The following is a 21822-nucleotide window of genomic DNA, read 5'->3' on the forward strand; positions in this document are numbered from 1 at the left end:
CCGCACTGACGCAGGTTGTCAGCGAGCAGCCGTCAACTCACGGCGAAGGTCTTCCGGCAACACGACCGGCAGCCGGCAGGTGAACTTCTGACACACGTACGCCGCGGGGCTGCCGTCGACCAGCCCACGACCGGCCAGCAGTGGAACGTTCGAACCCGGCACCCCGGTGGCGATCGCAGTCCCCCACGGCGCCTGCACCATTGCCTCGCGCAACAACTCGTCGGAGCCGCCGATGATGGCGATCTCGAGTGGACCGGAAGCAAAGCCGTCGGCAACGGCCAGCGCTCGGCCGGCGAAGCGCGGCGCCCTGCCTGCGATCGACGCGGACAACCGCAGTGCTTGCTGCGCAGCGTCCTCGTACCGGGCCGATCCGGTCACCGACGCCAGCGTGGTGAACGCCTCGGCCGCCAGTGACACACCGGACGGACTCGCATTGTCGGTCGCGTCCTGCGGCCGCCACACCAGCGCCTCCGCATCAGCCGCCGTGTCATAGAAGGTGCCATCAGCAACAAACTGCTCCAGCACCCGGTCCAGCAAGGTTTGCGCCAGCTCCAGCCACGCATCGTTGCCGGTGACACCCAGCAACGTCAGGCAGGCTTGCGCATACGCCGCATAGTCCTCCAGCACACCGTGCGCGCCGCCGACCTGCCCGTCCCGCGACGTCCGATGCAGGATTCCGGCCTGATCCAGATGCACCTCCCGGACCAATTCGGCCGCCGCCACCGCAGCCTCGACGTACTCCGGCTTCTCCAGTACTACGCCCGCGCGCGCAAGGGCCGTGATCGCCAATCCGTTCCACGCCGCGACCACCTTGTCGTCGCGCCCGGGATAGGTGCGGGCGCGACGGGCGTCGCGGAGTACTGACCTGAGCTTCTGCCAGCGCACCGGGTCGTCGGGATCCTCGCGCAACTGCAGAACGGACGTGCCGTGCTCGAACGTGCCGGTCACGTCGCAGAGGTCGATCACCCAGCCGGCGTCCTCGTCGCCGAGCAATTGGCGGAGCTCGTCAGGCGTCCAGACGTAGTACCGGCCCTCTTCGCCTTCCGTGTCGGCGTCGAGGGCGGAGGCGAAGCCGCCCTCGGGAGTGCGCAGCTCGGCGAGCAGGAAGTCGGCGGTCTCGATGGCGATCCGCTTCGCCAGCGGCTCCTCGGTGATCGCCCACCAGTGGGTGTAGACGTCGAGCAGCAGGGCATTGTCGTACAGCATCTTCTCGAAGTGCGGGATCACCCACTGCCCGTCGACGCTGTACCGGGCGAATCCCCCGGCGAGCTGGTCGTACATGCCACCGCGCGCCATTCGTTCACAGGTCTGGCTGACCATCTCGAGCGCCTCCGCCGAACCGGTCCGCCGGTGGTATCGGAGCAGAAAGTCGAGCACCATCGACGGCGGGAACTTCGGCGCCCTCCCGAAGCCCGCGTCGACCGGATCGAAGTCCGCCTTCAGCAACGCGACAGCGCGCTCCAGCGTCTCCTCACCGATGACTCCCTCAGCGGCCGCCGCCGGAGCACCAAGCTGCTCGACAACCGAGCGACCGACCTTGTCGATGTCCCCGCGCTTGGTCTGCCACGCGTTCACCAGCGACTCCAGCACCTGCCGGAAACTCGCCATCCCGTGCCGCGGCTCCGACGGGAAGTAGGTCCCGCAGAAGAAGGGCTCGGCCGCCGGCGTCAGGAACACCGACATCGGCCAGCCACCGTGCCCGGTCATCGCGACGGTCGCCTGCATGTAGATCGCGTCGACGTCGGGTCGCTCCTCCCGGTCGACCTTCACACACACGAAGTTCTCGTTCAGATAAGCCGCCGTCGCCGCGTCCTCGAACGACTCGTGCGCCATTACATGACACCAGTGACAAGCCGAGTACCCGACCGACAGGAACACCGGAACATCCCGCTCCCGCGCCTCCGCGAACACCCCCTCCGACCACTCCCGCCAGTGCACCGGGTTGTCGGCGTGCTGCCGAAGATAGGGCGAAGTCGACTTACCAAGCTCGTTGGAGGCCATACCCCCACGTTAGGTCGTCGCCGGCAACCCCGGGCGCCGGGCTGCACGCAGCGCGTGCCGCCCCGTCAGCTCTGGTGCCGCTTGACAGCTGACTGGAACGTGGCGATCAGATCGTCGACCTGCTCGGCGGAGGCGTGGTCGAGCTTGATCTCGTAGCCATCGAGCTGCACGTACACACCGCGATCCTTGTGACGCCTGGCAAAACCGGTGAGCACCCGGACCAGCGCCTCGATCTGTACCGGGGCGACGCCCGTCAGCACATTCAGGACGGCGGGGGCCGGCTCGGCGTCCCCCTTGTCCCCAGGCTTCGGCTCACTGACCAGCCTGGACACCTCGCCGACCGCTGACAGGTCCGCCTCGAGATCTGTCGTCAGCCGCTCGAGGCCCAGCGCGTCATCACCGGCGAGAATGTCGAAGCTGACCTGGCTCTGTACTTGGGTCACGGCGCCCACCCCTTGTCCTTGTTGCTCAGCACACTAGGGCAATCGGTGACGGTGGCGATGCTTCGCGTGTCAGGTGGTTTGGGCGAGGGCTACGGAGAGGCCGATGGCTACGGCCATGATGAAGAGTTCGGTGCCGACCAGTTGCCAGAAGCCGCGGCCGGTGGTGGTGACGTTGTCGACGGCGTGGCGGCGGTGGAGCCAGCCGCCGATGATGAGGGCGACGAAGGCGACGGTTTTGGCGAGCAGGAGGGCGCCGTACGCGTCCGAGGTGAGGACGTCGAGGACCGCGTCGAAGCCACCGCCCTTGGCGGCGAGGCGGCCGACCGCGCTGATCAGGCCGCTGATCAGGACGGCGATCGAGGAGGCCAGCGCGACCTGGCTGAAGCGTTCGAGGACGAGCGGGAGGCCGTTGCGGCTGGCCCTTCCGTAGCGAACCAGGCCGGCCAGGCCGCCGACCCAGCTCGTCGCCGCGATCACGTGGATGACGAGCGCCGCGCCCGCGAGGACGACGTACGGCTCGTTGCGGGGATAGCTGGTCAGCGCGGGCGGGATGAGGGCGGCGATCGCCACCAGTACGCCGAGTCCGGCGGCCGAGGAGGTCTGGACGCGACGGATGCCGACCGCGAGCGCGACCACCAGGATGGTGCTGATCAGCAGCGCCTTCACCTCGGGGACGCCGAGTGCGTCGTCCAGGCGGAGGCGGAGCAGGTCGACCGGGGTGTTCAGTAGGACCGCGGCGGTCAGGATCGCGCCGGCCAACGCGGCGGCGGCCCAGATGATCGCGGAGTTGCTGGCGTCCCGGATCGCCCGCCGGCCTTGCAGACCGAGCGGTCCGCCGTCGGTCCGCAGCAGAACGACCGCGGCCAGCAATGCGCCGGCGCAGCCGACGGTGGCCATGGTGGCTAGCAATCGGGACAGCGGTAGCAGCCATTCGGTCAAGGCACTGGGCCCGCCAAGTCCTCCGGCCTCCCCCGTCGGCTCACTGCCGGACGCGTAGAGAGCGATCACCATCGCCACCGCGGCGACCAGGACAGCGCTTGCACCACCCGCGACCAGACGTCCGGGCATGCGATGCCGGGCGGCGCGGGTCGCGGTCACAGAGCGTTCCCGCCCTCGGGGCCATGGATGGACACGCGCACACTATAGGTGAGCTATCTAACAGTGTCCCGGCACGACACCATCTCGTGATCAGACCAGCGCAAACGGTTGCCAGAGCGTGACTTTCGGCGATCCCAGCCTGCCGCCGGCACCGCCGACCGTTGCCCCAGGCACCAACTCCCGGCGCTGCCTACCCGCGGTGAGCAGGCGTCAGTTCGTGGGGTGGTCCACCGGGCGGTCGGCGTCAGTGGCTTTGTCCGCCGTCTTCGGCTCGGCAGCGTCCGCCGGGGCCGGGGAGGTGGTCGGCGGGACGTCGGACGGTGCTCGGTCGCGCGCACCAGCGTCCGGATCGAAGTCGATCTTCTTCAGCTGCTTGGCCATGTTGCGCCACAGCAGGAAGGTGGCGCCACCGAGCGCGAGCACGATCAGCAGCGCGACCCAGCCGGGCCGCACCGAGTTCGGGTCGATCTCGGCCATCGGCAGACTGATGCTCAGGAGTGGGCTCATCGCTGTCACCTTGCCAGTGTCTCACCGTCTGCTCCCGCCGTCAGCGCAGCCCCGCGAAGAGGTCGTCCTCAGGCAGTTCGGACTCCACCAGACTCCGGGCCAGCTCGTAGTCCTCGGTCGGCCACGCCTGCTGGTGAACGTCCAGCGGTACTGCGAACCACGCGCCGTCGGGGTCGATCTGGGTCGCGTGCGCGAGCAACGCGCGATCGCGCACCTCGAAGTACTGGGCGCAGGCGACCCGGGTGGTGATCCGCTTCTCGTTCTCCGGGTCCGGCTTCCAGTCCTTCAGGCGATCGGCGTACGGCGATTCCAGGCCGCGCGCGAGCATCGCGTCGTGCAGCGCCTTCATCCGCTCGCGGTGGAAGGTGTGGTGGTAGTAGAGCTTCAGCGGCTGGTACGGCGTACCGAGCTCCGGGTACGCGTCCGGGTCGCCGGCCGCCTCGAACGCCGCGACCGTGATCTGGTGGCACATCACGTGATCGGGATGCGGGTAGCCGCCGTTCTCGTCGTACGTCGTGACGACCTGCGGACGGAACTCGCGGATCAGCTTCACCAGCGGCGCCGCCGCGTCCTCCACCTTGAGCGAGGCGAAGCAGCCCTCCGGCAGCGGCGGCAGCGGGTCACCTTCGGGGAAGCCGGAGTCGACCCAGCCGAGCCACTCCTGCCGGACGCCGAGGATTTCGCGGGCCGCGTCCATCTCCTGGCGGCGGATCTCGGTAATGTTCGCCAGCACGTCCGGGCGGTCCATCTTGGGGTTGAGGATCGAGCCGCGTTCCCCGCCGGTACAGGTGGCGACCATCACATCGACGCCTTCGGCGACGTAGCGGGCGGTCGACGCGGCACCCTTGCTGGACTCGTCGTCGGGGTGGGCATGGACATGCAGCAGGCGAAGATCTTCGGTCACAAGACACAATGGTCCTCCAAGCCCGAGGAGAACCAGTGACCGACCCACGCCCTGCCGCCCCGACCGGCAGCCGGAGCGCCGCTCTGGACGCCCGCTACGGACGGACCGGCCGCGGCCGGAAACCGCTGCTGTACGGCGTCATCGGCGCGCTCGCCCTGGTCGCGCTGGCCTGGCTGCTCTGGGTCGCGCTGATCCAGTCGAACCCGCCGGTATCGTCGCGGCTGCTGGGTTTCCGGATCACTTCGCCGACCTCGGCGACCGCGACGATCCAGGTCGATCGGACCAAGTCGGTCGAGGCGCAGTGCCGGGTGCAGGCGAAAGCGGCCGACTTCTCGATCGTCGGCGAGATCACCGTGACGGTGCCCGCCGATTCGCCCCGCCAGCAGGCGGTCGACGCGACGCTGACCACGCAGCGGGCCGCGACGGCCGTCGTACTGATCGGCTGTACTACGGCCGACGCCCACCGTCCGAACTGAGGATCCCCCCGCGCCGGCTCTTTCCGGGCAGCCCGGGCAGGGCAAACGATTACCTCGACTTCGTTGGTAACCGTTTGCCAAGTGTTTGCGCAGGCGAAGAACTGTGGGGTTCTGAGCGCAGTCTTGCTACGCTCAGTGGATTGGTCGCCGTCGACGACGGCGGCCCTGTTGCTTTTCTACCCATCCCATCGACAAAGGAGCAGCCCGTGACGCAGAAGATCGACGAGGACAGCGTTGTCTGGCTGACACAGGATGGTTACGACCAGCTGAAGTCCGAGCTCGAGGAGCTGAAGGGTCCCGGCCGGTCCGAGATCACCCAGCGGATCAGCGAGGCGCGGGACGAGGGCGACCTCAAGGAGAACGGTGGCTACCACGCCGCCAAGGACGAGCAGGGCAAGATGGAGGCGCGGATCCGGCAGCTCGAGGACATGCTGCGCCGCGCCCGCGTCGGCGAGACCCCGAAGGCCGGCGGCAAGGTCGAGCCCGGGATGAAGGTCTCGATCAAGTTCGCCGGTGACGACGAGGTCGAGACGTTCCTGCTCGGCTCCCGCGAGCTGCTCGCCCTGGACACCTCGGTCGACATCGACGTGTACTCACCGCAGTCCCCGCTCGGCTCGGCCATCCTGGGCAAGAAGAAGGGTGAGAAGGCGACCTACGAGGCCCCGAACGGCAAGCCCGTCACGGTGGAGATCGTCGCCGCGGTCCCCTTCAAAGCCTGACCGCTTCCTGGAAGACACCCCGGGGACCAGTTCACATCGGTCCCCGGGGTTCTTCTTTGCTCCGGTACTACGTCCGAGCCGGTACTGCGGGGTCTCAGTGGCCGGTGGCTCGGCGGTACTTGTTGACGGCGAGTGGGGCGAAGACGGCGATGATGACGGTGCACCAGATCAGGGAGAGCAGGACCGGGTGCTGGGCCGGGAAGCCGTCGGGGCTGGCGAACGGGCTCGGGTTGCCGAACAGGTGACGGCAGGCGGCGACGATCGAGGAGATCGGGTTCCACTCGGCCACCGGTTGCAGACCGCCGGGCAGGTTGGGGGTCGGCACGAAGGCGTTCGAAAGGAACGTCAACGGGAACAGCCAGAGCAGCCCGGCTGAGGCCGCGACCTCCGGGCCGCCGACCGACAGGCCGATCAGCGCGCCGACCCACAGCATGGCGAACGCGAACAGCAGCAGGATCGCGAACGCCGCCAGTGCGTTGCCCAGACCGTTGTGCCAGCGCCAGCCGACGATGAAGCCGCAGATCACCATCACCAGCATGACGAACGCGTTGAAGACGACGTCACCGATCACCCGCCCGGCGATCACGCCCGAGCGCGCCATCGGCAGCGACCGGAACCGGTCGATCAGGCCCTTGGACATGTCGTCGGCGAGCCCGACGCTGGCCGAGGCGACCGCGAACGCCATCGTCTGCGCGAAGATCCCGGACATCAGGAACTCCCGGTAGGCCCGCGCCCCCGGGAAGCCCGGGATCGGGATCGCGTTGCCGAAGACGTACGCGAACAGCAGCACGAACATGATCGGCTGGATGGTCGCGTAGATCAGCATGTCCGGAGTCCGCGGGATGCGCTTCAGGCTGCGCCAGGCCAGGATGCCCGCATCCGAGACCGCCCGGCCGAGCGGGCTCACCTTCACCGGCGTACCGGTCGTGCTCATGACTTCACCTTCTTCTTCGCGGAGCCGGCCTGGTCCTCGTCGGTGGCCGTGTCGGGGTTGTCGGTCACGTGGCCGGTCAGGCTGAGGAACACGTCGTCGAGCGTCGGCCGGCGCAGACCGATGTCGGCGATCCGGATCCCGGCGTTGTCCAGCGTGCGGATCACCGTGACCAGCGCGTCCGAGCCGCCCGGTGCCGGCATCGTCACCCGCTTGCTGTGCTGCTCGAGCGTGGTCGCGTCCGGGTCGGTGATCTCCAGTGCCGCGGTCAGCAGCTCGAGCGCCCGATAGGTCTCGTCGGGCTCGCTCACCACGAGCTCGATCCGCTCGCCACCCACCTTGGCCTTCAGCTCGTCCGCCGTACCGCGGGCGATCACCGAACCGTGGTCGACCACGGCGATCGTGTCGGCCAGCTCGTCGGCCTCTTCCAGGTACTGCGTGGTCAGCAGGATCGTCACGCCCTCGCTGACCCGGTCGCGGATGATCTTCCACAGGTCGAGCCGGCTGCGCGGGTCGAGCCCGGTGGTCGGCTCGTCCAGGAACAGCACCTTCGGGTGCGCGATCAGCGAACCGGCCAGGTCGAGCCGGCGGCGCATGCCACCGGAGTACGTCTTCAGGATCCGGTCGGCCGCGTCGGTCAGATCGAAGATCTCGAGCAGTTCGTCGGCCCGCTGCTTGGCCTGCGCGCTGTTCAGCCGGTAGAGCCGGCCGAACATCCACAGGTTCTCCCGGCCGGTCAGTAGCTCGTCGACCGCGGCGTACTGGCCGGACAGCCCGACCAGACTGCGCACGGTGTCGGCCTCCTTCACCACGTCGTGGCCGAGCACGCGGGCGCTGCCCGCATCCGGCCTCATCAGCGTGGTGAGCACCCGGACCGTGGTGGTCTTGCCCGCGCCGTTCGGCCCGAGCAGACCGAGCACGGTGCCTTCGGGGACCTCCAGGTCGATACCGTCGAGCGCTTTGACCGTGTTCTTGCGGGCCTTGAACGTCTTCACGAGGCCGCTCGCCTCGATTGCAGCCATCGCAGCCGCTCCTTCCAGGGATGTGATGCAGGTCATCCTGGCGGACCTCGCCGACAGTTTTCGAGGGCTTTTCCGTGCCAGCCCAACCTGAGTCGCCTCGACTCAACTTTGTTGACATTGAGTCGACAGGGCTCAAGTTTGCGTCCTACCGTCGGCTTCATGACGCCTCCCGCTCGCGACGGGTCCGGCCCCACGCCGCCGGGCATCCTCCGCCATCCCGACTTCCGCCGCTTGTGGATCGCGGACCTGCTGAGCCAGCTCGGCAGTCGCCTCGGCATGATGGCGGCGCCGCTGCTCGCAGTACTGGTCCTGGACGCCTCCACGCTGCAGGTCTCGCTGCTGCGCACCTGCGAGACGGCAGCCTGGCTGCTGATCGGGTTGTTCGCCGGCGCTTGGGTTGACCGAGTGCGCTGCCTGCCGGTGCTCGTCGCTGCGGATCTGGGCCGGGCTGTGCTCTTCGGGTCCATCCCGGTGGCGGCGTGGTTCGGAGTACTGACTCTCACGCAGCTGTACGTCGTACTGGCGGTGGCTGGTCTGTTGACTGTGCTGTTCGACGTGGCGCACAGCTCCTATCCGCCGCGGTTGCTCGCTCCTGAACAGCTCCTGCCCGGCAATGCGAAGCTCGCGGCCAACCACTCGGTTGCCGCTATCGCAGGAGCTGGTGCTGGCGGGTTCCTGGTCCAGTGGATCGGTGCAGCCGTCACGCTCGGCCTCAACGCCGTCGGCTTCCTCTGGTCAGCCTTGTGGCTCCGCTCGATCCGTACTCCGGAACCGCGGCCGGCGCCGGCGGAACGGCCGAACCTGCGGCGGGAGATCGGTGAAGGGCTGCAGTACGTGTTCCGGCATCCGCTGTTGCGCCCGATCGCGTTGAACCAGACCACGACGATGCTGTTCCAGATGGCCAGCGGGGCGGTGATGATCGTGTTCCTGGTCCGGGAGATCCACCTGTCGCCGAGCACGATCGGGCTGCTCAGCATGGTCGGCTTACTGGGTGCGCTGGCGGCTTCATGGTTCACGGAGCGGCTGAGCAGGCGGGTGGGCGACGCACGGGCGCTCGTACTGTCGTCAGCGGGCATCGGGGTGGCGTTCACGATGCAGGCGCTGACCGGGCCCGGCTGGGGACTCGCCTGGTATGTACTGGGCACTCTGCTGGCGGCGATCTGCATCATCGTCAGCTACATCCTGGCGATCAGCACCCGCCAACGCCTGTGCCCACCAGACCTCCAGGGCCGAGTCAGCGCCACCATGAGCTTCGTCAGCTGGGGAGCTGCCCCCGTAGGCAGCCTCCTAGGCGGCCTCACTGCCACAGCCCTCGGCCTACGCCCCACCCTTCTCATAGCCGGCCTAGCCACGTTGCTAGGCACCACCTGGCTACTCCTCTCCCCCTACCGCACCCTCCGCACCATCCCCACCCCAGCAGACAGCCACTGAGGCGGGGCGTGCAGGTAGATGTGCGGTTAGTCGGAGGTGATTTGGGCGGAGCCGACCAGGACCTCGACGTCCAGAGCGGCTCGGCCTCGGCCGATTTCCACGTCTTTGGATTGACCGGAGACTGCGCCGGACCAGCTGACGCGGCCGAGTTGGGCTTCGGTGTGGACGCGGACGTCGGAGCCGCGGCGGAGGATGACGTTGGCAGCGCCGGACTCGACCCGCACCCGGGAGCGGCCCTTGGTGATCTGGGCGTCGAGGGTGGCGGTGCCGGCCTGGACGAGCAGGTCGATCGGGCCGTCGACGTCGGTGACCTTCGCCGTCCCGGCGGTGACGCGGACGCGGGCCAGGCCGGGGAGGCGTTCGGCCGTGACACTTCCGCCGGTCACCTCGATCTCCACCTGGAGCATCGGGTTGACCCGGATCGACAGCTCCTTGGCGAGGCCGTTCACGTGCGACTTCAGGTCGGTCGGGTTGCGCAGCATGCTGAACCCGTCGATCGAGACGCCCATGTCGCCTTCGCTGCTGATCGCGAGGGTGTCGCCGTCGCGCTTGATCACGTGCGGCCCGTCGACCGCGACACCGGTGACGGCCGGCTCCCCGATCAGCCGCACCCGGCGGCCGATCGCGCGAATCGTCACCCGTCGTACGCCGGCCGGTACGACGAGATTGCTGTGCAACGTCTCGTCCTGAACCACCGACTCGGCGGCCGGCGGCGGCTCGGCCGTCCGCTCGGGCTCCCGCACGATCGCGGCGTCATCCACCACGCTGCCCTCGCCACCTGAAGCCGCCACAGTCGGCTCAGCCGGCTGCGAAGGCTGCGACGGCTCTGCGGCGTGCTTCGGCGCGCCGGGTGCCGGGATCGTGGTGTCGGGCGTGTCGACGACCTCGGCCCAGACAGCCGCCGACGGCGTACCGGAATCAGCCTCGTCTTCCGCCTCAGCGGCGGGCGTGCTGGGTTCGCCGGAGGCGCCGGGGGTGGGTGGGGCGCTCTCTGAGCTGGACGTGGTCGGGATGGCAGCGATCAGGGTCGCGGCTTCTTCGGAGGTGAGGTGGCCGTTGGCGACTCGGTCGAGGATGTCCTTGACCCGTCGGTCGTAGTTGCTCTGATCGCTCATACCCCCAGTCCAGCACCCGGACGGGTCGAAACCAATCGGGGATAGCCCGGAGCTCTCCCGCGCAGCCCCTGAACTGCCCGCCGCCCAGGTGCCAGGACAGGGGTCAGGTGGCCGGGCGGAAGCTGTCCGTGATGGTGCGCCACAGATCCTGACTAGCCGCCCACTGCCCCTCGGGTGTCGACCAGTAGATCCCGTACGCCTGCTGCGGGCTGGTGACCACGCCACGGTTCAGCACGTGCTGCCGCCCGCCGCGGACCGCGTAGCTGAACTCCCAGTCGGCAGCCTTCTGGAAGTAGTCCACCGCCTCCAGCCGGATCCGCCTGTACTCCGGATAGCTGTCCCGTCGCGCAGCCTCCTGCTGACGCCAGTCGGCCACCGGATCAGCCTTCGGCTGGTCGGTCTGGTCGATGAGCAGGAAGCGCGGCCCCCCGGACTCACGGAAGTACACCCGGCTTCCTTCGCGCCGCACGGTCCAGTTGTCCGGTACTGCGAGCGAGAACCCGGTCGGATCGACATGCCGCTCAAACCCAGCCGGTACTGCGCCCGCGTTGCCCGGCTGAGTGTTCCGACTGGTTGGCCGCGTGGTCGGAGCCGGAGTGGAAGGCGCACTGCTCTGCGGCCGGGTGCTCGGCGGCTGACTCGTCTGCGGCTGGCTGGTCTGCGGCTGGCTCGTCTGTGGCTGGCTGGTCTGGGGCTGACTACTCGGAGGGGCACTGCTCTGCCCTGCAGCAGTCGGCTGCGAGGTCGGCGCAACCGTAGGTGCCGCACTGGACGTCCCCGGTGACTGGCTCCGCGGGCTGTCGTCGTCCGGACGGAAGGCGGCCCACGCCCCAAGAGCTGCAATCAGCAACAGGCAAACCAACAGCACAGGCAGCAGCCGAGGCCTCCGGTCGCCCGAAGGCGGCGGCGGAGCCACAGGCGGTGGCGCAGGCGGTGGCACAACCGGCGAGGTGGACGCAGAGGCGACCTCCGGCACCTCGGCCTCCGGAACAACCGGCGGCACCGGAAGCACCCGAGTCCCCTGCCCCCGATCCGCGTCAGGTCGTGGGGTGGGCGCAGGACGCGGCACGGTTGCCGGAGTGATGGGGGTGGCCGCTTGTAGTAGCAACTGGCGGGCGGTAGCGGCGTCTACGCGGTCTGCTGGGCTCTTGCGGAGTAGACCTTCCAGTGCCGGCCACAGCGGCCCCGCCAGCCTCGGTGGATCGGGAGGCTCGGTCACCGCAGCGGTCAGGGTGGTCAGCGCATTGCCGCGCTCGTACGGCGGCCGACCCTCGACCGCCGTGTACAGAGTGGCGCCCAGCGACCACAGGTCCGACTCGGGCCCGGCGCCTCGCGCCTGCACGCGTTCAGGAGCGATGTACGCCGGAGATCCCACCAGCGTCCCCGACTGGGTCAGCGTCGACTCACCCTCCAGCGTCGCGATGCCGAAGTCGGTGAGCACCACGCGCCCATCGTCGGCCAGCAGCACATTGCTCGGCTTCACATCGCGATGCAGCACGCCCGCCGGATGCGCCGCCTCCAATGCGGCCAGCACCTGCAGCCCGATCTTCGCCACCTGCCGGTACGGCAGCGGCCCGTCCTGCCGGACGACGTCGGCCAGCGTGCGGGACTTGACGAACTCCATCACGATCCACGGCCGGCCCTCTTCCTCCACGACGTCGTACACAGCGACGACGTTCGGGTCACTGAGCCTGGCCGCCGAGCGGGCCTCCCGGAGCGTTCGGCGTCGCAGTACGGCGCGTTCCTCCTCGGGCAACTCGGGCGGCAGCACGATCTCCTTGACCGCCACCTCGCGGTCGAGCACCTCGTCCCGCGCATGCCAGACCAACCCCATCCCGCCCCGGCCCAGTACTTCGAGTAGCCGGTACCTCGCGGCCAGGAGACGACCTTCCGACTCTTCGGTGCGCATCCATCACCGGTGCCCAGCCACGCCCAACTGGAACATGGCAGTGCGGGTCACGGCGGAGTAGCCCGTGACCCGCACTGCTTCTCTCTGTGGTGTTCAGGCGACCGGGCTCATTTCCTCGTCCGCCAGTTCTTTCTGCACTGCTTCGAGTTCGGCAGCTTCCGCGGCCGCGGAAGCCCGCCGGGCGTTCAGGCCACGCAGCCCAGCCAGGCCGATCAGCAGGCCGCCGATGGTGATGGCGGTGATGACGATCAGGGCCGGCTTGTACGCCGAGAGCATCCCGCTCGGCGTGGTGACGCCATGCGACTGGCTACCGATCACCGCGGTGGTGATGGCGAGCACGATCGCTCCACCCACCTGGCTGGAGGTGTTGAAGACCCCCGAGGCGAGCCCCTGCTCGTGGTCCGGGATGCCGTTGACCGCCTGCATGTTCAGCGCCGGGAAGCTGAGCGCGAAGCCGAGACCGATCAGCACGATCGTCGGCAGCACGGTCGCCACGTAGTCCGACGACGGGCCGATCCGCAGGAACAGCGCGTAGCCGACGACGAACAGCGCCAGGCCGGTCGCGACCATCCGCTCGGTACCGATCCGGTCCGCCACTTTGCCGGCGTTCGGCGCCAGGAAGGCCACGATCAGGCCGGCCGGCAGGAAGCCGAGCGCGGTCTCCAGCGACGACCAGCCGAGCATGTTCTGCAGGTAGAGCGTTCCGATGAACTGGAAGGAGACGTAGGCCCCGAAGACCGTCATGATCGCCAGGTTGGCGCGCCGCAGGTTGCCTTCCCGGAAGATGCCGAGCCGGACCAGCGGGTACTTGGTCTTCAGTTCGATCAGGACGAAGGCCGCCAGCAGGGCAGCGGCCAGGACGAACAGGCCGATGGTGCGGAAGGATCCCCAGCCGGCCCCTTCGGCGCCGACGACCGCGAAGACCAGCGTCAGCATGCCGGCCGTGACGGTGATGGCACCCGGTACGTCGTACCCGCTGACGGTCTCGTCGCGGGGGCTGTTCGGGATCAGCTTGACGGCGAACAGCAGCACGATCAGCGCGACCGGGCCGGGCGCGAGGAAGGTCCAGCGCCAGCCGACCTCGGTCAGCAGGCCGCCGAGGATCAGGCCCATCGAGAAGCCGCTGGCGGCGCAGGTGGTGAAGATACTGAGGGCACGGTTGCGATCCGGGCCCTCGTGGAAGGTCGTGGTGAGGATCGAGAGCGCGGCCGGCGCGGTGAAGGCGGCGGCGATGCCCTTCACGAACCGGGTCGCGACGAGCAGTTCGGGGTTGGTGGCCAGTGAGCTCAGCATGGAGACCACGGCGAAGACGGCCAGCGCGATCAGGAAGACCTTGCGGCGACCGAGCAGGTCGGCCGTGCGGCCACCGAGCAGCAGGAACCCGCCGTACCCGAGCACGTAGCCGGTGACGACCCACTGCAGGGAGGAGAGCGAGACGCCCAGGTCGGCCCCGATCGAGGGCAGCGACATACCGACCATGGACACGTCCAGGCCGTCGAGGAAGATCACGCCGCAGACCACGAGGAGGGCGCCCCAGAGGCGCGCGTCCCAGGTCAGGCGGGCCGGTGCGGTGGTTTGCGTTGTTTGTGTCACGACGGCCAGCAGATCGGTCAGCGACTCCTGGTCCGGCCGGGAGACGCTGACCCGGCCCGAGCCGAGCAGCACCTCGTGCCCGATCTCGTGGGCGAAGTTCGCCACCAGCACGGACGGCTCGGCAAGCAGCCGCCCGCTGATGAAGACCGTGTTGTACTCCTTGCCCGGCAGCCACGACCCGAACCGCAGGCGAGTCGCTCCGGCGATCTGGGGCGCCTGCCTACCGCGGTACCTGTCGAGGTGGCCGTCGAGGGCATCCAGGTCGAAGCGCACTATCAGCCGGCCGGGCAGCACGCCCATCCGCTCGCGAACCCGCTCGAAGAGGGCGCGCGCAGCCGTCTCGGAGCCGTCGTACTCCGCCGCAACGAACTCGGACGGCAGCACGATCGGGCGCTCCAGCACGTCGCGCCCGAACTGCTCGACGAACCAGTCCATCGAGTCCTGGATCCACTGATCCTGACCGCCGGGCAGCTCCTCCAGCGGTGCCTTCAGTTGCTCGAGGACGGTCGCTTGATCCTTGATGCGCCGGAACCAGGCGGCGAAGAGGTTGACCATATCCGTCGGACGCTGGGTGCGACCGACTGGTTGCAGCAGGTGACCGTCACGGCATCGGAATTTGGCTTGCGTGGGTCAACTAGCGTCAACCCGTATGAGAGTCACGGCGGTGGTGGTGCGACCGGACGACGAATCCCTTCTGGTGTTGCCTACTGGGCTCCCTCGGGTGGAGGTCGCGGACGACTTCTGGTTCCCCGATGTCGAGCCGGCGGTGCGGGCTTTGAGCGATCAGCTCGGGATCGATGCGTACGTCCTGAGCTGCCTCGACGACGGCAAAGCTGCCGCTGGGTCCGGCGCTGGGTCCGGCGAGGTGATGTATCTGATGGTGAACACCGGGGCGATCCCTCCCGGGGCGCGCTGGGTTGCCGACTTCGACGACCCAGCGGCCGAGTCAGCGAGACGGCAGCTGGCCCTGCCCTCGGATGCTCCCGTGACACCGGCCTGGACGAGACCTGGCTGGTACGCCGAGGCGCTGCCGTGGATCAAGAAGCAGCTGACCGACGCGGGCACCCCGCTGACCGGCGTACCGGCTCAAGTGCGGTGCTGGGGTTTGTCGAACGTACTGCGGTGTCCCACTGCCAAAGGGAACGTGTATTTCAAGGCTCTGGGGCATTCGAGCACGATCCGGCCGGCCCGGGCCGACGCGTTGCCGTTGTTGTTCGCGCATGAGCCGGTGTTGTTGCGCGGGCTGTCCGACGCCCGGCCCGGTGAGGTTCCCGCGCCGCTGGCGATCGACGAGGAGCGCGCTTGGATGCTGCTGCCCGATCTCGGGCGGGCGCTGGCTCATGAAACCGGGGTTGAGCTGTGGATCGAGTCCTTGCGGGGTCATGCGCGTCTGCAGCGCAGCTTCGCGGACCAGACCGAGGTGCTTTTCTCCCTCACCTGCGTAGATCGCCGACTCGCGGTGCTCGACGGCGAAATCGACCGGCTCCTCGGGGCCAACGCGGCGACCGAGCAACTCGAGCCGCACGAGCGCGCCGAGCTGCCTCGCCGGGCGGAGGAGTTGCGGAAAGCCATCGGCGAGCTGGCGGCGATCGGCGTACCGGAGACGTTGCTGCATGGCGACCTGCACCCGCGCAACCTTGCAGTACGGGATGGGGAGGTGCTGGCCTTCGACTGGACCGACGCGGCGGTGTCGCATCCGTTCCTCGACCTGGTCACCTTCGTCGAGAAACGATCACCGCTGTCGACCAGCCCGCAGGTGCGAGACGCCTATCTGGCCGAGTGGCAGGAGTACGCGTCGCCGGCCGAGCTGCGCCGCGCGCTCACGCTCGCCGAGGAGCTGGGCGCGCTCCATCAAACGATGACCTCCCTGCACCTCGCGGATCACCTGTCCGATCGGGGTACCGGCGCCATGATCCGCGGTGCTCTCTGGTGGCTTCGCAGACTGATTGCTACTTGAGGAGGAGCTTGCCGAGGCGGCGGGAGGCGACGTACATGCCGACGGTGCCCATCGCCGCGAGGTACAGGGCGTTGATGAGCAGGGTCCAGCTGACCGTGCCGGTGGTGAGGGCTCGCTCCAGCACCACCCCTTGGTAGAGCGGGGTGAGCTCGACCAGCCAGCGGATCCAGCCGGGGTAGGTCTCGACCGGGTAGAAGGTCGCCGAGAACAGGAACATCGGCATCGTCGCCAGCTGGACGAACTCGAAGTCCTGCCAGCTGCGCATGAACGTGGTCAGCGCCATCCCGGCGCCGGCGAACGCGTAGCCGATCAGCACCGCCCCCGGCAGCGCGAGCACTGCCCACCAGGACTCCACCAGGCCCAGCGCGAGCATCACCAGGATGAACATCGCCGAGTAGCACGCGCCGCGCAGCAACGCCCACGTCACCTCACCGGTCGCGACGTCCCACGGCCGCAGCGGCGTGGCGAGGATCGAGTCGTAGAGCTTGGCGTATTTCATCCGGAAGAAGATGTTGTACGTCGAGTCGAAGATCGCCCCGTTCATCGCGGAACTGGCCAGCATCGCGGGCGCGACGAACGCCGCGTACCCGATCACCGTGCCGTCGGACAGGGTGAAGTCACCGACCAGTTGGGCGACTCCGATGCCGATCGACAGCAGGTAGAACACCGGCTCGAAGAACCCGGAGACGAACACCACCCAGGCCCGGCGGTAGACCAGGAAGTTGCGCTCCACCAACTGGCGGCCGTTGCCGGGCCGCACCGGTACTGGTACGACGCGGGCGGCGAGTGTCGCCATCAGCTGATCAACCTCTCGTGCAGGCGGCGGACCGCGAACCAGGTGCCGACGGCGAACCAGGCCGCCAGATAGGCGAGGTTGCCGAGCGCGGGCAGGACTTCGACCGTGCTGAGGCTGAGGTCACGGGACAACTCGACGCCGTGCCACAACGGGCTCACGTAGGCGAGCCACTCGATCCAGTTCGGCAGTTGCGAGACCGGGAAGAACGCGCCGGAGAACAGGAACGCCGGGATGACGCCGAACCGGAAGATCATCGCGAAACCGGCGTCGTTGTCGAGCCCGACCGCGACCGCGCAGACCGGCGCCGACGCCGCCATCCCGGTGAGCAACGCGACCGGCAACGCGAGCAGACCCCACGCCGATCCCAGCCCACCGAAGGCGGCGATCACCGCGAGGAACACCAGGCAGGTCGTCAGCACCCGGAAGGCGATGAAGGCCAGCTGCCCGTACATCACGTCGGCCGGCCGCAGCGGCGTGGCGACCATCGAGAAGTAGGTCTTGTGCCACCTGATCCCGCCCATCACCGGGTACGTCGACTCGCCCACCGCGATCTGCAACGCGGTCGCGGCGAGCAGCCCCGGCGCGATGAACTGCAGATAGCTGACGCCGCCGAGCGCACCCGTCCCGTTGCCGTCGACAAACGATCCGAGCCCGATCCCCATCGCGGCCAGATAGAGCAGTGGCAGCAGGAAACTGCTGACCAGGCTGCCCTTCCAGGTGCGTTTGTAGACCGTGAGCCAGTAGTCGAACTGACGCAGGCCGTTCTCCACCGCGACGGACATCAGTCGACCAGGGTCCGGCCGGTCAACCGGAGGAACACGTCCTCCAGGGTGGACCGGCGTACCAGGACGGCCGCGGGCTGCAGACCACGCTCGTGCACCGCCGCGACCGCACGCTCACCGTCATCGGTGTAGAGCAGCAACCGATCAGGCAGTACTTCGATGCGCTGCGCGAGGTCCTCCACCTTGCCGGCCAAAGCATCGTGATCCGAACTCATCACCTCCGGCCCGAACCGCAGCTCGGTCACCTCACGGGTCGAGTAGTCGCGGATCAGCTCGGCCGGCGACCCCTCGGCCGCGATCTGGCCGGCATCCATCACCACCAGCCGGTCACACAGCTGCTCGGCCTCGTCCATGTAGTGGGTGGTGATGATGAGCGTGACGCCCGCCTGCTTCAGGCGGAACAACTTGTCCCAGAGCAGATGCCGCGCCTGCGGGTCCAGCCCGGTCGTCGGCTCGTCCAGCAGCAACAGGTCCGGCTTGCTCACCAGGGACCGGGCGATCGTCAGCCGCCGCTTCATCCCACCGGACAGCTCGTCGACCTTGACCTTGGCCTTCTCGGTCAGCGCGACGAACTCGAGCAACTCGTCGGCCCGCTCCCGGCAGACGGCCCGGCTGAGCCCGAAGTACCGGCCGTAGATCGTCAGGTTCTCGTGCACGGACAACTCGAGGTCGAGTGAGTCGTCCTGTGGACAGACTCCCAGCCGCCCCCGGATCGCCGGCCCGTCGGTCGCCGGATCCATCCCGAGGATCCGCAACTCACCACCACTGATCGGCGACACCGCCCCGATCATCCGCATCGTCGACGACTTGCCCGCGCCGTTCGGTCCGAGGAACCCGAACGCCTCGCCCTTCCAGACGTCCAGGTCGATCCCCGCGACGGCCTCGAAGTCCCCATAGGACTTCCGCAACCCCCGCGCCCGCACCAACGACTCCCGCAACTCCGCCACACCCCGACCCTAGACCGCCCCACCGACAAGCCGCCCGCGGATTACGGAGGTGCGCAGTACCTAGCCGCGCCCCACGAACGGCATGCCGGCCGCCATCACTGTCAGGGTTGGCACTGCGACGTCGGTGGGCAACTGGGCGATCCGCACCACGAAGTCCGCCACGATCTTCGGGTCGAAGGTTGGCTCGGCCGCCACCGAGCCGTCGGCCTGCAGCACCCCCTCGCCCATCCCCGCCGTCATCGACGTGGCCGCGTTGCCGATGTCGATCTGGCAAGCCGTGATCCCGCGCCCGCGGCCTTCCAGCTCCAGGCCCTTGGTCAGGCCGGTGATCGCATGCTTCGACGCCGTGTACGCGATCGCGTGCGGCCGCGGCGCGTGCGCCGAGATCGAGCCGTTGTTGATGATCCGCCCACCCGACGGCTCCTGCCGCAACATCAACGCGAACGCCGCCTGCGCACACAGAAACGACCCAGTCAGATTCGTGTCGACAACTCGCCGCCAGTCCTCCTCGGTCACATCCTGTACTGCGGCCGCCGGCGCCCCCGTCCCCGCGTTGTTCACCAGCAGATCGATCCGCTCCAGCGACTCGAAGAACGCAGCCACAGCACGACCATCCACCACATCCAGTACTGCGGTCCGCACCTCTCCCACACCCGCCGACCCGACAGCAGCCACGCTGGCCGCCTGGGCCGTCTCGCGCAGTTTCGCCTCGGTCCGCCCGGTCACCGTGACCTGGAACCCGACTGCGGCCAGCGCGAGCGCCATCTCCCGCCCCAGCCCCGATCCCCCGCCGGTCACTACCGCCACCTGCTGCATACCCGTCCTCCAAGTTCGCCCGATTGCCTCATTCTGTCCTCCCAGAAACCATTTGCGTGCATCACGCAAGTATGTATATGCTTGCACCATGCATGTAAATGAAGGCTCAGAGCCGAAGACGCCGGTGGAGGGCGTTCTGCACGCCTTCACCCGGATCGGCCGCAGGCTGCGGTCGAAGCAACCCGGCGACACGATCGACCACAGCGCTCATCTCGTGCTGTTCGTCCTGCGGTGCAACGGCGCACTGCGGCTGTCCGATCTCGCCGCCAAGATGGAGATCGACGCCTCGACCGCCAGCCGGCACGTCCGGGCGCTCGAGCAGGCGGGCCTGCTGCGCCGCTCCCCGGACCCCGACGACGGACGCGCCTTCCGGGTCGAGCTGACCGAGCAGGGCAGCGAAGAGTGGGAAGCCGCCGCCAAGCGGCGGATGGAACTGCTCAGCCAGGCGATGAACGGCTGGTCCGAGAGCGATATCGAGACTTTCGAGCGGCTGATGACCCGGTTCGCCGACGGCGTCACCAGTCTCGTCGACGAGCGTGGCGACGCCGGCAAGGCCTGGGCCGACAAGGGCTGGGCCGCTGCCGCCGCCGCGCACCGCAAATCCGTAGAGAACGTGGAGAACAACAGATGAGCACCACAGAGCCCGCCGTCGCCGGCGGCGGCGCAGCGCCAGACCCGGATGCCCCGAGCTACCTGTCCCACAAGCAGATCATGGTGGTCCTCGGCGGCCTGATGGCCGGCATGTTCCTGGCCGCCCTCGACCAGAGCATCGTCGGTACCGCGCTGCCGCAGATCGTCAGCGAGTTCAACAGTCTCGACAAGCTGTCCTGGGTGGTCACGGCGTACCTGCTGACGTCGACCGCCTCCACTCCCCTGTGGGGCAAGATCTCCGACCTGTACGGCCGGCGCCCGCTGTTCATCGCGGCGATCGTCACCTTCCTGGCCGGTTCGGTGCTGGCAGCGCTGGCGCAGAACATCGAGATGCTGATCGGCTTCCGGGCCGTCCAGGGTCTGGGCGCCGGCGGCCTGCTGTCGCTGGCGTTCGCCACCATCGCCGACGTGGTCCCGCCGCGCGAGCGCGGCAAGTACATGGGATGGTTCGGTGCCGTCTTTGGTCTGTCCTCGGTGGCCGGCCCGCTGCTCGGCGGCCTGCTCACCGACGGACCGGGCTGGCGCTGGATCTTCTGGATCAACCTGCCGATCGGCCTGGTCGCACTGGCCGTCGTCGCCGCCGTCCTGAAGTTGCCGCACGTGCGGCGCAACCACAAGATCGACTACCTGGGCGCCGCGATCGTGACCGGCGCGGTGACCGCGCTGCTGCTGGCGGTGTCCTGGTCCGGTCCCGAGAACGGCTGGGGCAACGTCACCACGCTCGCGCTGCTGATCGGCGCCGTCGTACTGGCCGTCGTCTTCGTCCTGGTCGAGCTGCGGGTGTCCGAACCGATCATCCCGATGGACCTGTTCAAGGGCCGCATCTTCTCCGGCTACGCGGGCTACGCGTTCCTGCTGGGATTCGCGATGTTCGGTGCGCTGATCTTCCTGCCGCTGTACCTGCAGGCGGTCAAGGACATGTCCCCGACCAGGTCGGGGCTGGCCCTGCTGCCGATGATCGTCGGCATCTTCTCCGCCTCGATCCCGAGCGGCCAGCTGATGAGCAAGACCGGGCGGTACAAGATCTACCCGATCATCTCCGCGGTCCTGGTCGGCGGTGCGATGGTGATGCTGTCCACGATCGGGCTGACCACGCCGTACTGGCACCTGGCGATCTACATGTTCGTGATGGGAGCCGGTCTCGGCCTGTCGATGCAGATCACCGTCACGGCCGCGCAGAACAGCGTGCCCCGGCAGCACATGGGGACCGCGACCTCGACGATGACGTTCTTCCGTTCGATGGGTGGCGCGATCGGCACGGCCGTGTACGGCGCGGTGCTGACCAGCCGGCTGGAGGTCCACCTGAAGGACATCGTCCCGAACGCGACCCAGAGCATGGTCGACGGACTCGCCAAGGCCGCCAACAGCGTGCAGGCACTGCACGAGCTGAAGGAACCGATGAAGGGCTGGGCCCTCAACGGCCTGGTCAGCGCGATGGACGACGTGTTCCTGGTCTCGCTGCCCTTCCTGGCGATCGCCCTGGTCCTCGCGATCATCACCCCGGAGCAGCGCCTGGCCGGCCGCGCCGACGGCCCGCAGAACCCCGACGAGCAGAACATCGAAACCTCGTCCGCCGCCGCCTTGCACTGATCCACACCACTACCAGCAGCCGCCTTCGGGATCCCCCGGGGGCGGCTGTTCTGTGCCGGCGATTCGGCCGGCGTACCGGCGGCTGATCTGCGCCGGCAACTCGACCGGCGTCCCGGCGGCTGTTTCGCGCCGGC

General features: G+C 68.5%; 20 protein-coding genes. 6 read left to right on the forward strand and 14 right to left on the reverse strand.

The genetic code is table 11. From position 1 onward, the window contains the following. Positions 1-18: 18 nt before the first annotated feature. From ACQPYM_RS33420 to mca, 5 genes are all read right to left on the reverse strand, one after another. Positions 19-2001: a thioredoxin domain-containing protein gene (locus ACQPYM_RS33420; protein ID WP_433008478.1), complete on the reverse strand. Its 1983-nt coding sequence runs from the start codon at positions 1999-2001 to the stop codon at positions 19-21. A 65-nt stretch (positions 2002-2066) separates the two neighbouring features. Continuing rightward, entirely contained in the window at positions 2067-2444 is a 378-nt protein-coding gene (locus ACQPYM_RS33425) for a hypothetical protein (RefSeq protein ID WP_433008480.1), read from the reverse strand. A 69-nt stretch (positions 2445-2513) separates the two neighbouring features. After that, complete coding sequence (locus ACQPYM_RS33430; RefSeq protein WP_433008482.1) at positions 2514-3542, reverse strand: copper resistance D family protein; 1029 nt, start codon at positions 3540-3542, stop codon at positions 2514-2516. A gap of 210 nt (positions 3543-3752) precedes the next feature. Beyond that, positions 3753-4049 (reverse strand): hypothetical protein, encoded by a 297-nt coding sequence (locus ACQPYM_RS33435; RefSeq protein ID WP_433008484.1) that lies wholly within the window; start codon positions 4047-4049, stop codon positions 3753-3755. A 40-nt stretch (positions 4050-4089) separates the two neighbouring features. Then, positions 4090-4953: a mycothiol conjugate amidase Mca gene (gene mca, locus ACQPYM_RS33440; RefSeq protein ID WP_433008486.1), complete on the reverse strand. Its 864-nt coding sequence runs from the start codon at positions 4951-4953 to the stop codon at positions 4090-4092. A 35-nt stretch (positions 4954-4988) separates the two neighbouring features. On the opposite strand from mca, the gene ACQPYM_RS33445 reads away from it, so the two are divergent. Then, positions 4989-5429 (forward strand): DUF4307 domain-containing protein, encoded by a 441-nt coding sequence (locus ACQPYM_RS33445; RefSeq protein ID WP_433008488.1) that lies wholly within the window; start codon positions 4989-4991, stop codon positions 5427-5429. A gap of 206 nt (positions 5430-5635) precedes the next feature. After that, positions 5636-6148: a transcription elongation factor GreA gene (gene greA / locus ACQPYM_RS33450; RefSeq protein ID WP_433008490.1), complete on the forward strand. Its 513-nt coding sequence runs from the start codon at positions 5636-5638 to the stop codon at positions 6146-6148. 94 nt (positions 6149-6242) lie between these two features. On the opposite strand, the gene ACQPYM_RS33455 is transcribed toward greA, so the two are convergent. Together ACQPYM_RS33455 and ACQPYM_RS33460 are read right to left on the reverse strand one after the other, a co-directional pair. After that, positions 6243-7082, reverse strand: coding sequence for an ABC transporter permease (locus ACQPYM_RS33455; protein ID WP_433008492.1), 840 nt, complete (start codon positions 7080-7082; stop codon positions 6243-6245). After that, on the reverse strand, positions 7079-8101 hold the full coding sequence (locus tag ACQPYM_RS33460; protein WP_433008494.1) for an ATP-binding cassette domain-containing protein: 1023 nt from the start codon (positions 8099-8101) through the stop codon (positions 7079-7081). The genes ACQPYM_RS33455 and ACQPYM_RS33460 overlap by 4 nt, the downstream gene beginning before the upstream one ends. A 159-nt stretch (positions 8102-8260) precedes the next feature. Between ACQPYM_RS33460 and ACQPYM_RS33465 the strand changes: the two genes are divergently transcribed. Next, positions 8261-9532 carry an MFS transporter gene (locus tag ACQPYM_RS33465; RefSeq protein ID WP_433008496.1) on the forward strand — a complete coding sequence of 424 codons (1272 nt, stop codon included), beginning with the start codon at positions 8261-8263 and terminating at the stop codon, positions 9530-9532. Positions 9533-9558: 26 nt separating this feature from the next. Here ACQPYM_RS33465 and ACQPYM_RS33470 read toward each other — a convergent pair whose 3' ends face one another. From ACQPYM_RS33470 to ACQPYM_RS33480, 3 genes are all read right to left on the reverse strand, one after another. After that, on the reverse strand, positions 9559-10647 hold the full coding sequence (locus ACQPYM_RS33470) for a hypothetical protein (protein WP_433008498.1): 1089 nt from the start codon (positions 10645-10647) through the stop codon (positions 9559-9561). A gap of 103 nt (positions 10648-10750) precedes the next feature. Beyond that, on the reverse strand, positions 10751-12556 hold the full coding sequence (locus tag ACQPYM_RS33475) for a protein kinase domain-containing protein (RefSeq protein ID WP_433008500.1): 1806 nt from the start codon (positions 12554-12556) through the stop codon (positions 10751-10753). Between the two features lie 93 nt (positions 12557-12649). Beyond that, on the reverse strand, positions 12650-14704 hold the full coding sequence (locus ACQPYM_RS33480) for an MFS transporter (protein ID WP_433008502.1): 2055 nt from the start codon (positions 14702-14704) through the stop codon (positions 12650-12652). Between the two features lie 94 nt (positions 14705-14798). Here ACQPYM_RS33480 and ACQPYM_RS33485 point away from each other — a divergent pair, with 94 nt between their 5' ends. Continuing rightward, positions 14799-16106, forward strand: coding sequence for a phosphotransferase (locus ACQPYM_RS33485; RefSeq protein WP_433008504.1), 1308 nt, complete (start codon positions 14799-14801; stop codon positions 16104-16106). Here ACQPYM_RS33485 and ACQPYM_RS33490 read toward each other — a convergent pair. Genes ACQPYM_RS33490 through ACQPYM_RS33505 form a run of 4 tightly spaced genes read right to left on the reverse strand, consistent with a single transcriptional unit; the run spans position 16099 to position 19447 of the window. After that, positions 16099-16902, reverse strand: coding sequence for an ABC transporter permease (locus ACQPYM_RS33490; RefSeq protein ID WP_433008506.1), 804 nt, complete (start codon positions 16900-16902; stop codon positions 16099-16101). The genes ACQPYM_RS33485 and ACQPYM_RS33490 overlap by 8 nt on opposite strands. Beyond that, positions 16902-17684, reverse strand: a complete 783-nt coding sequence (locus tag ACQPYM_RS33495; RefSeq protein WP_433008508.1) for an ABC transporter permease — start codon at positions 17682-17684, stop codon at positions 16902-16904. The genes ACQPYM_RS33490 and ACQPYM_RS33495 overlap by 1 nt, the downstream gene beginning before the upstream one ends. Beyond that, positions 17684-18631: an ABC transporter ATP-binding protein gene (locus ACQPYM_RS33500; RefSeq protein ID WP_433008510.1), complete on the reverse strand. Its 948-nt coding sequence runs from the start codon at positions 18629-18631 to the stop codon at positions 17684-17686. Before ACQPYM_RS33500 ends, ACQPYM_RS33495 begins: the two co-directional genes overlap by 1 nt. A gap of 60 nt (positions 18632-18691) precedes the next feature. Further along, positions 18692-19447, reverse strand: coding sequence for an SDR family oxidoreductase (locus tag ACQPYM_RS33505; protein ID WP_433008512.1), 756 nt, complete (start codon positions 19445-19447; stop codon positions 18692-18694). Between the two features lie 88 nt (positions 19448-19535). Between ACQPYM_RS33505 and ACQPYM_RS33510 the strand changes: the two genes are divergently transcribed. Further along, the gene (locus ACQPYM_RS33510) at positions 19536-20078 is read left to right on the forward strand and encodes a MarR family winged helix-turn-helix transcriptional regulator (protein ID WP_433008514.1); all 543 of its coding nucleotides are present in this window, start codon (positions 19536-19538) and stop codon (positions 20076-20078) included. Then, positions 20075-21688 carry an MDR family MFS transporter gene (locus tag ACQPYM_RS33515; protein WP_433008516.1) on the forward strand — a complete coding sequence of 538 codons (1614 nt, stop codon included), beginning with the start codon at positions 20075-20077 and terminating at the stop codon, positions 21686-21688. The genes ACQPYM_RS33510 and ACQPYM_RS33515 overlap by 4 nt, the downstream gene beginning before the upstream one ends. Positions 21689-21822 lie beyond the last annotated feature (134 nt).

Origin of the sequence: Kribbella sp. CA-294648 (genome assembly GCF_050943845.1) — a bacterium.
GTDB lineage: Bacteria > Actinomycetota > Actinomycetes > Propionibacteriales > Kribbellaceae > Kribbella.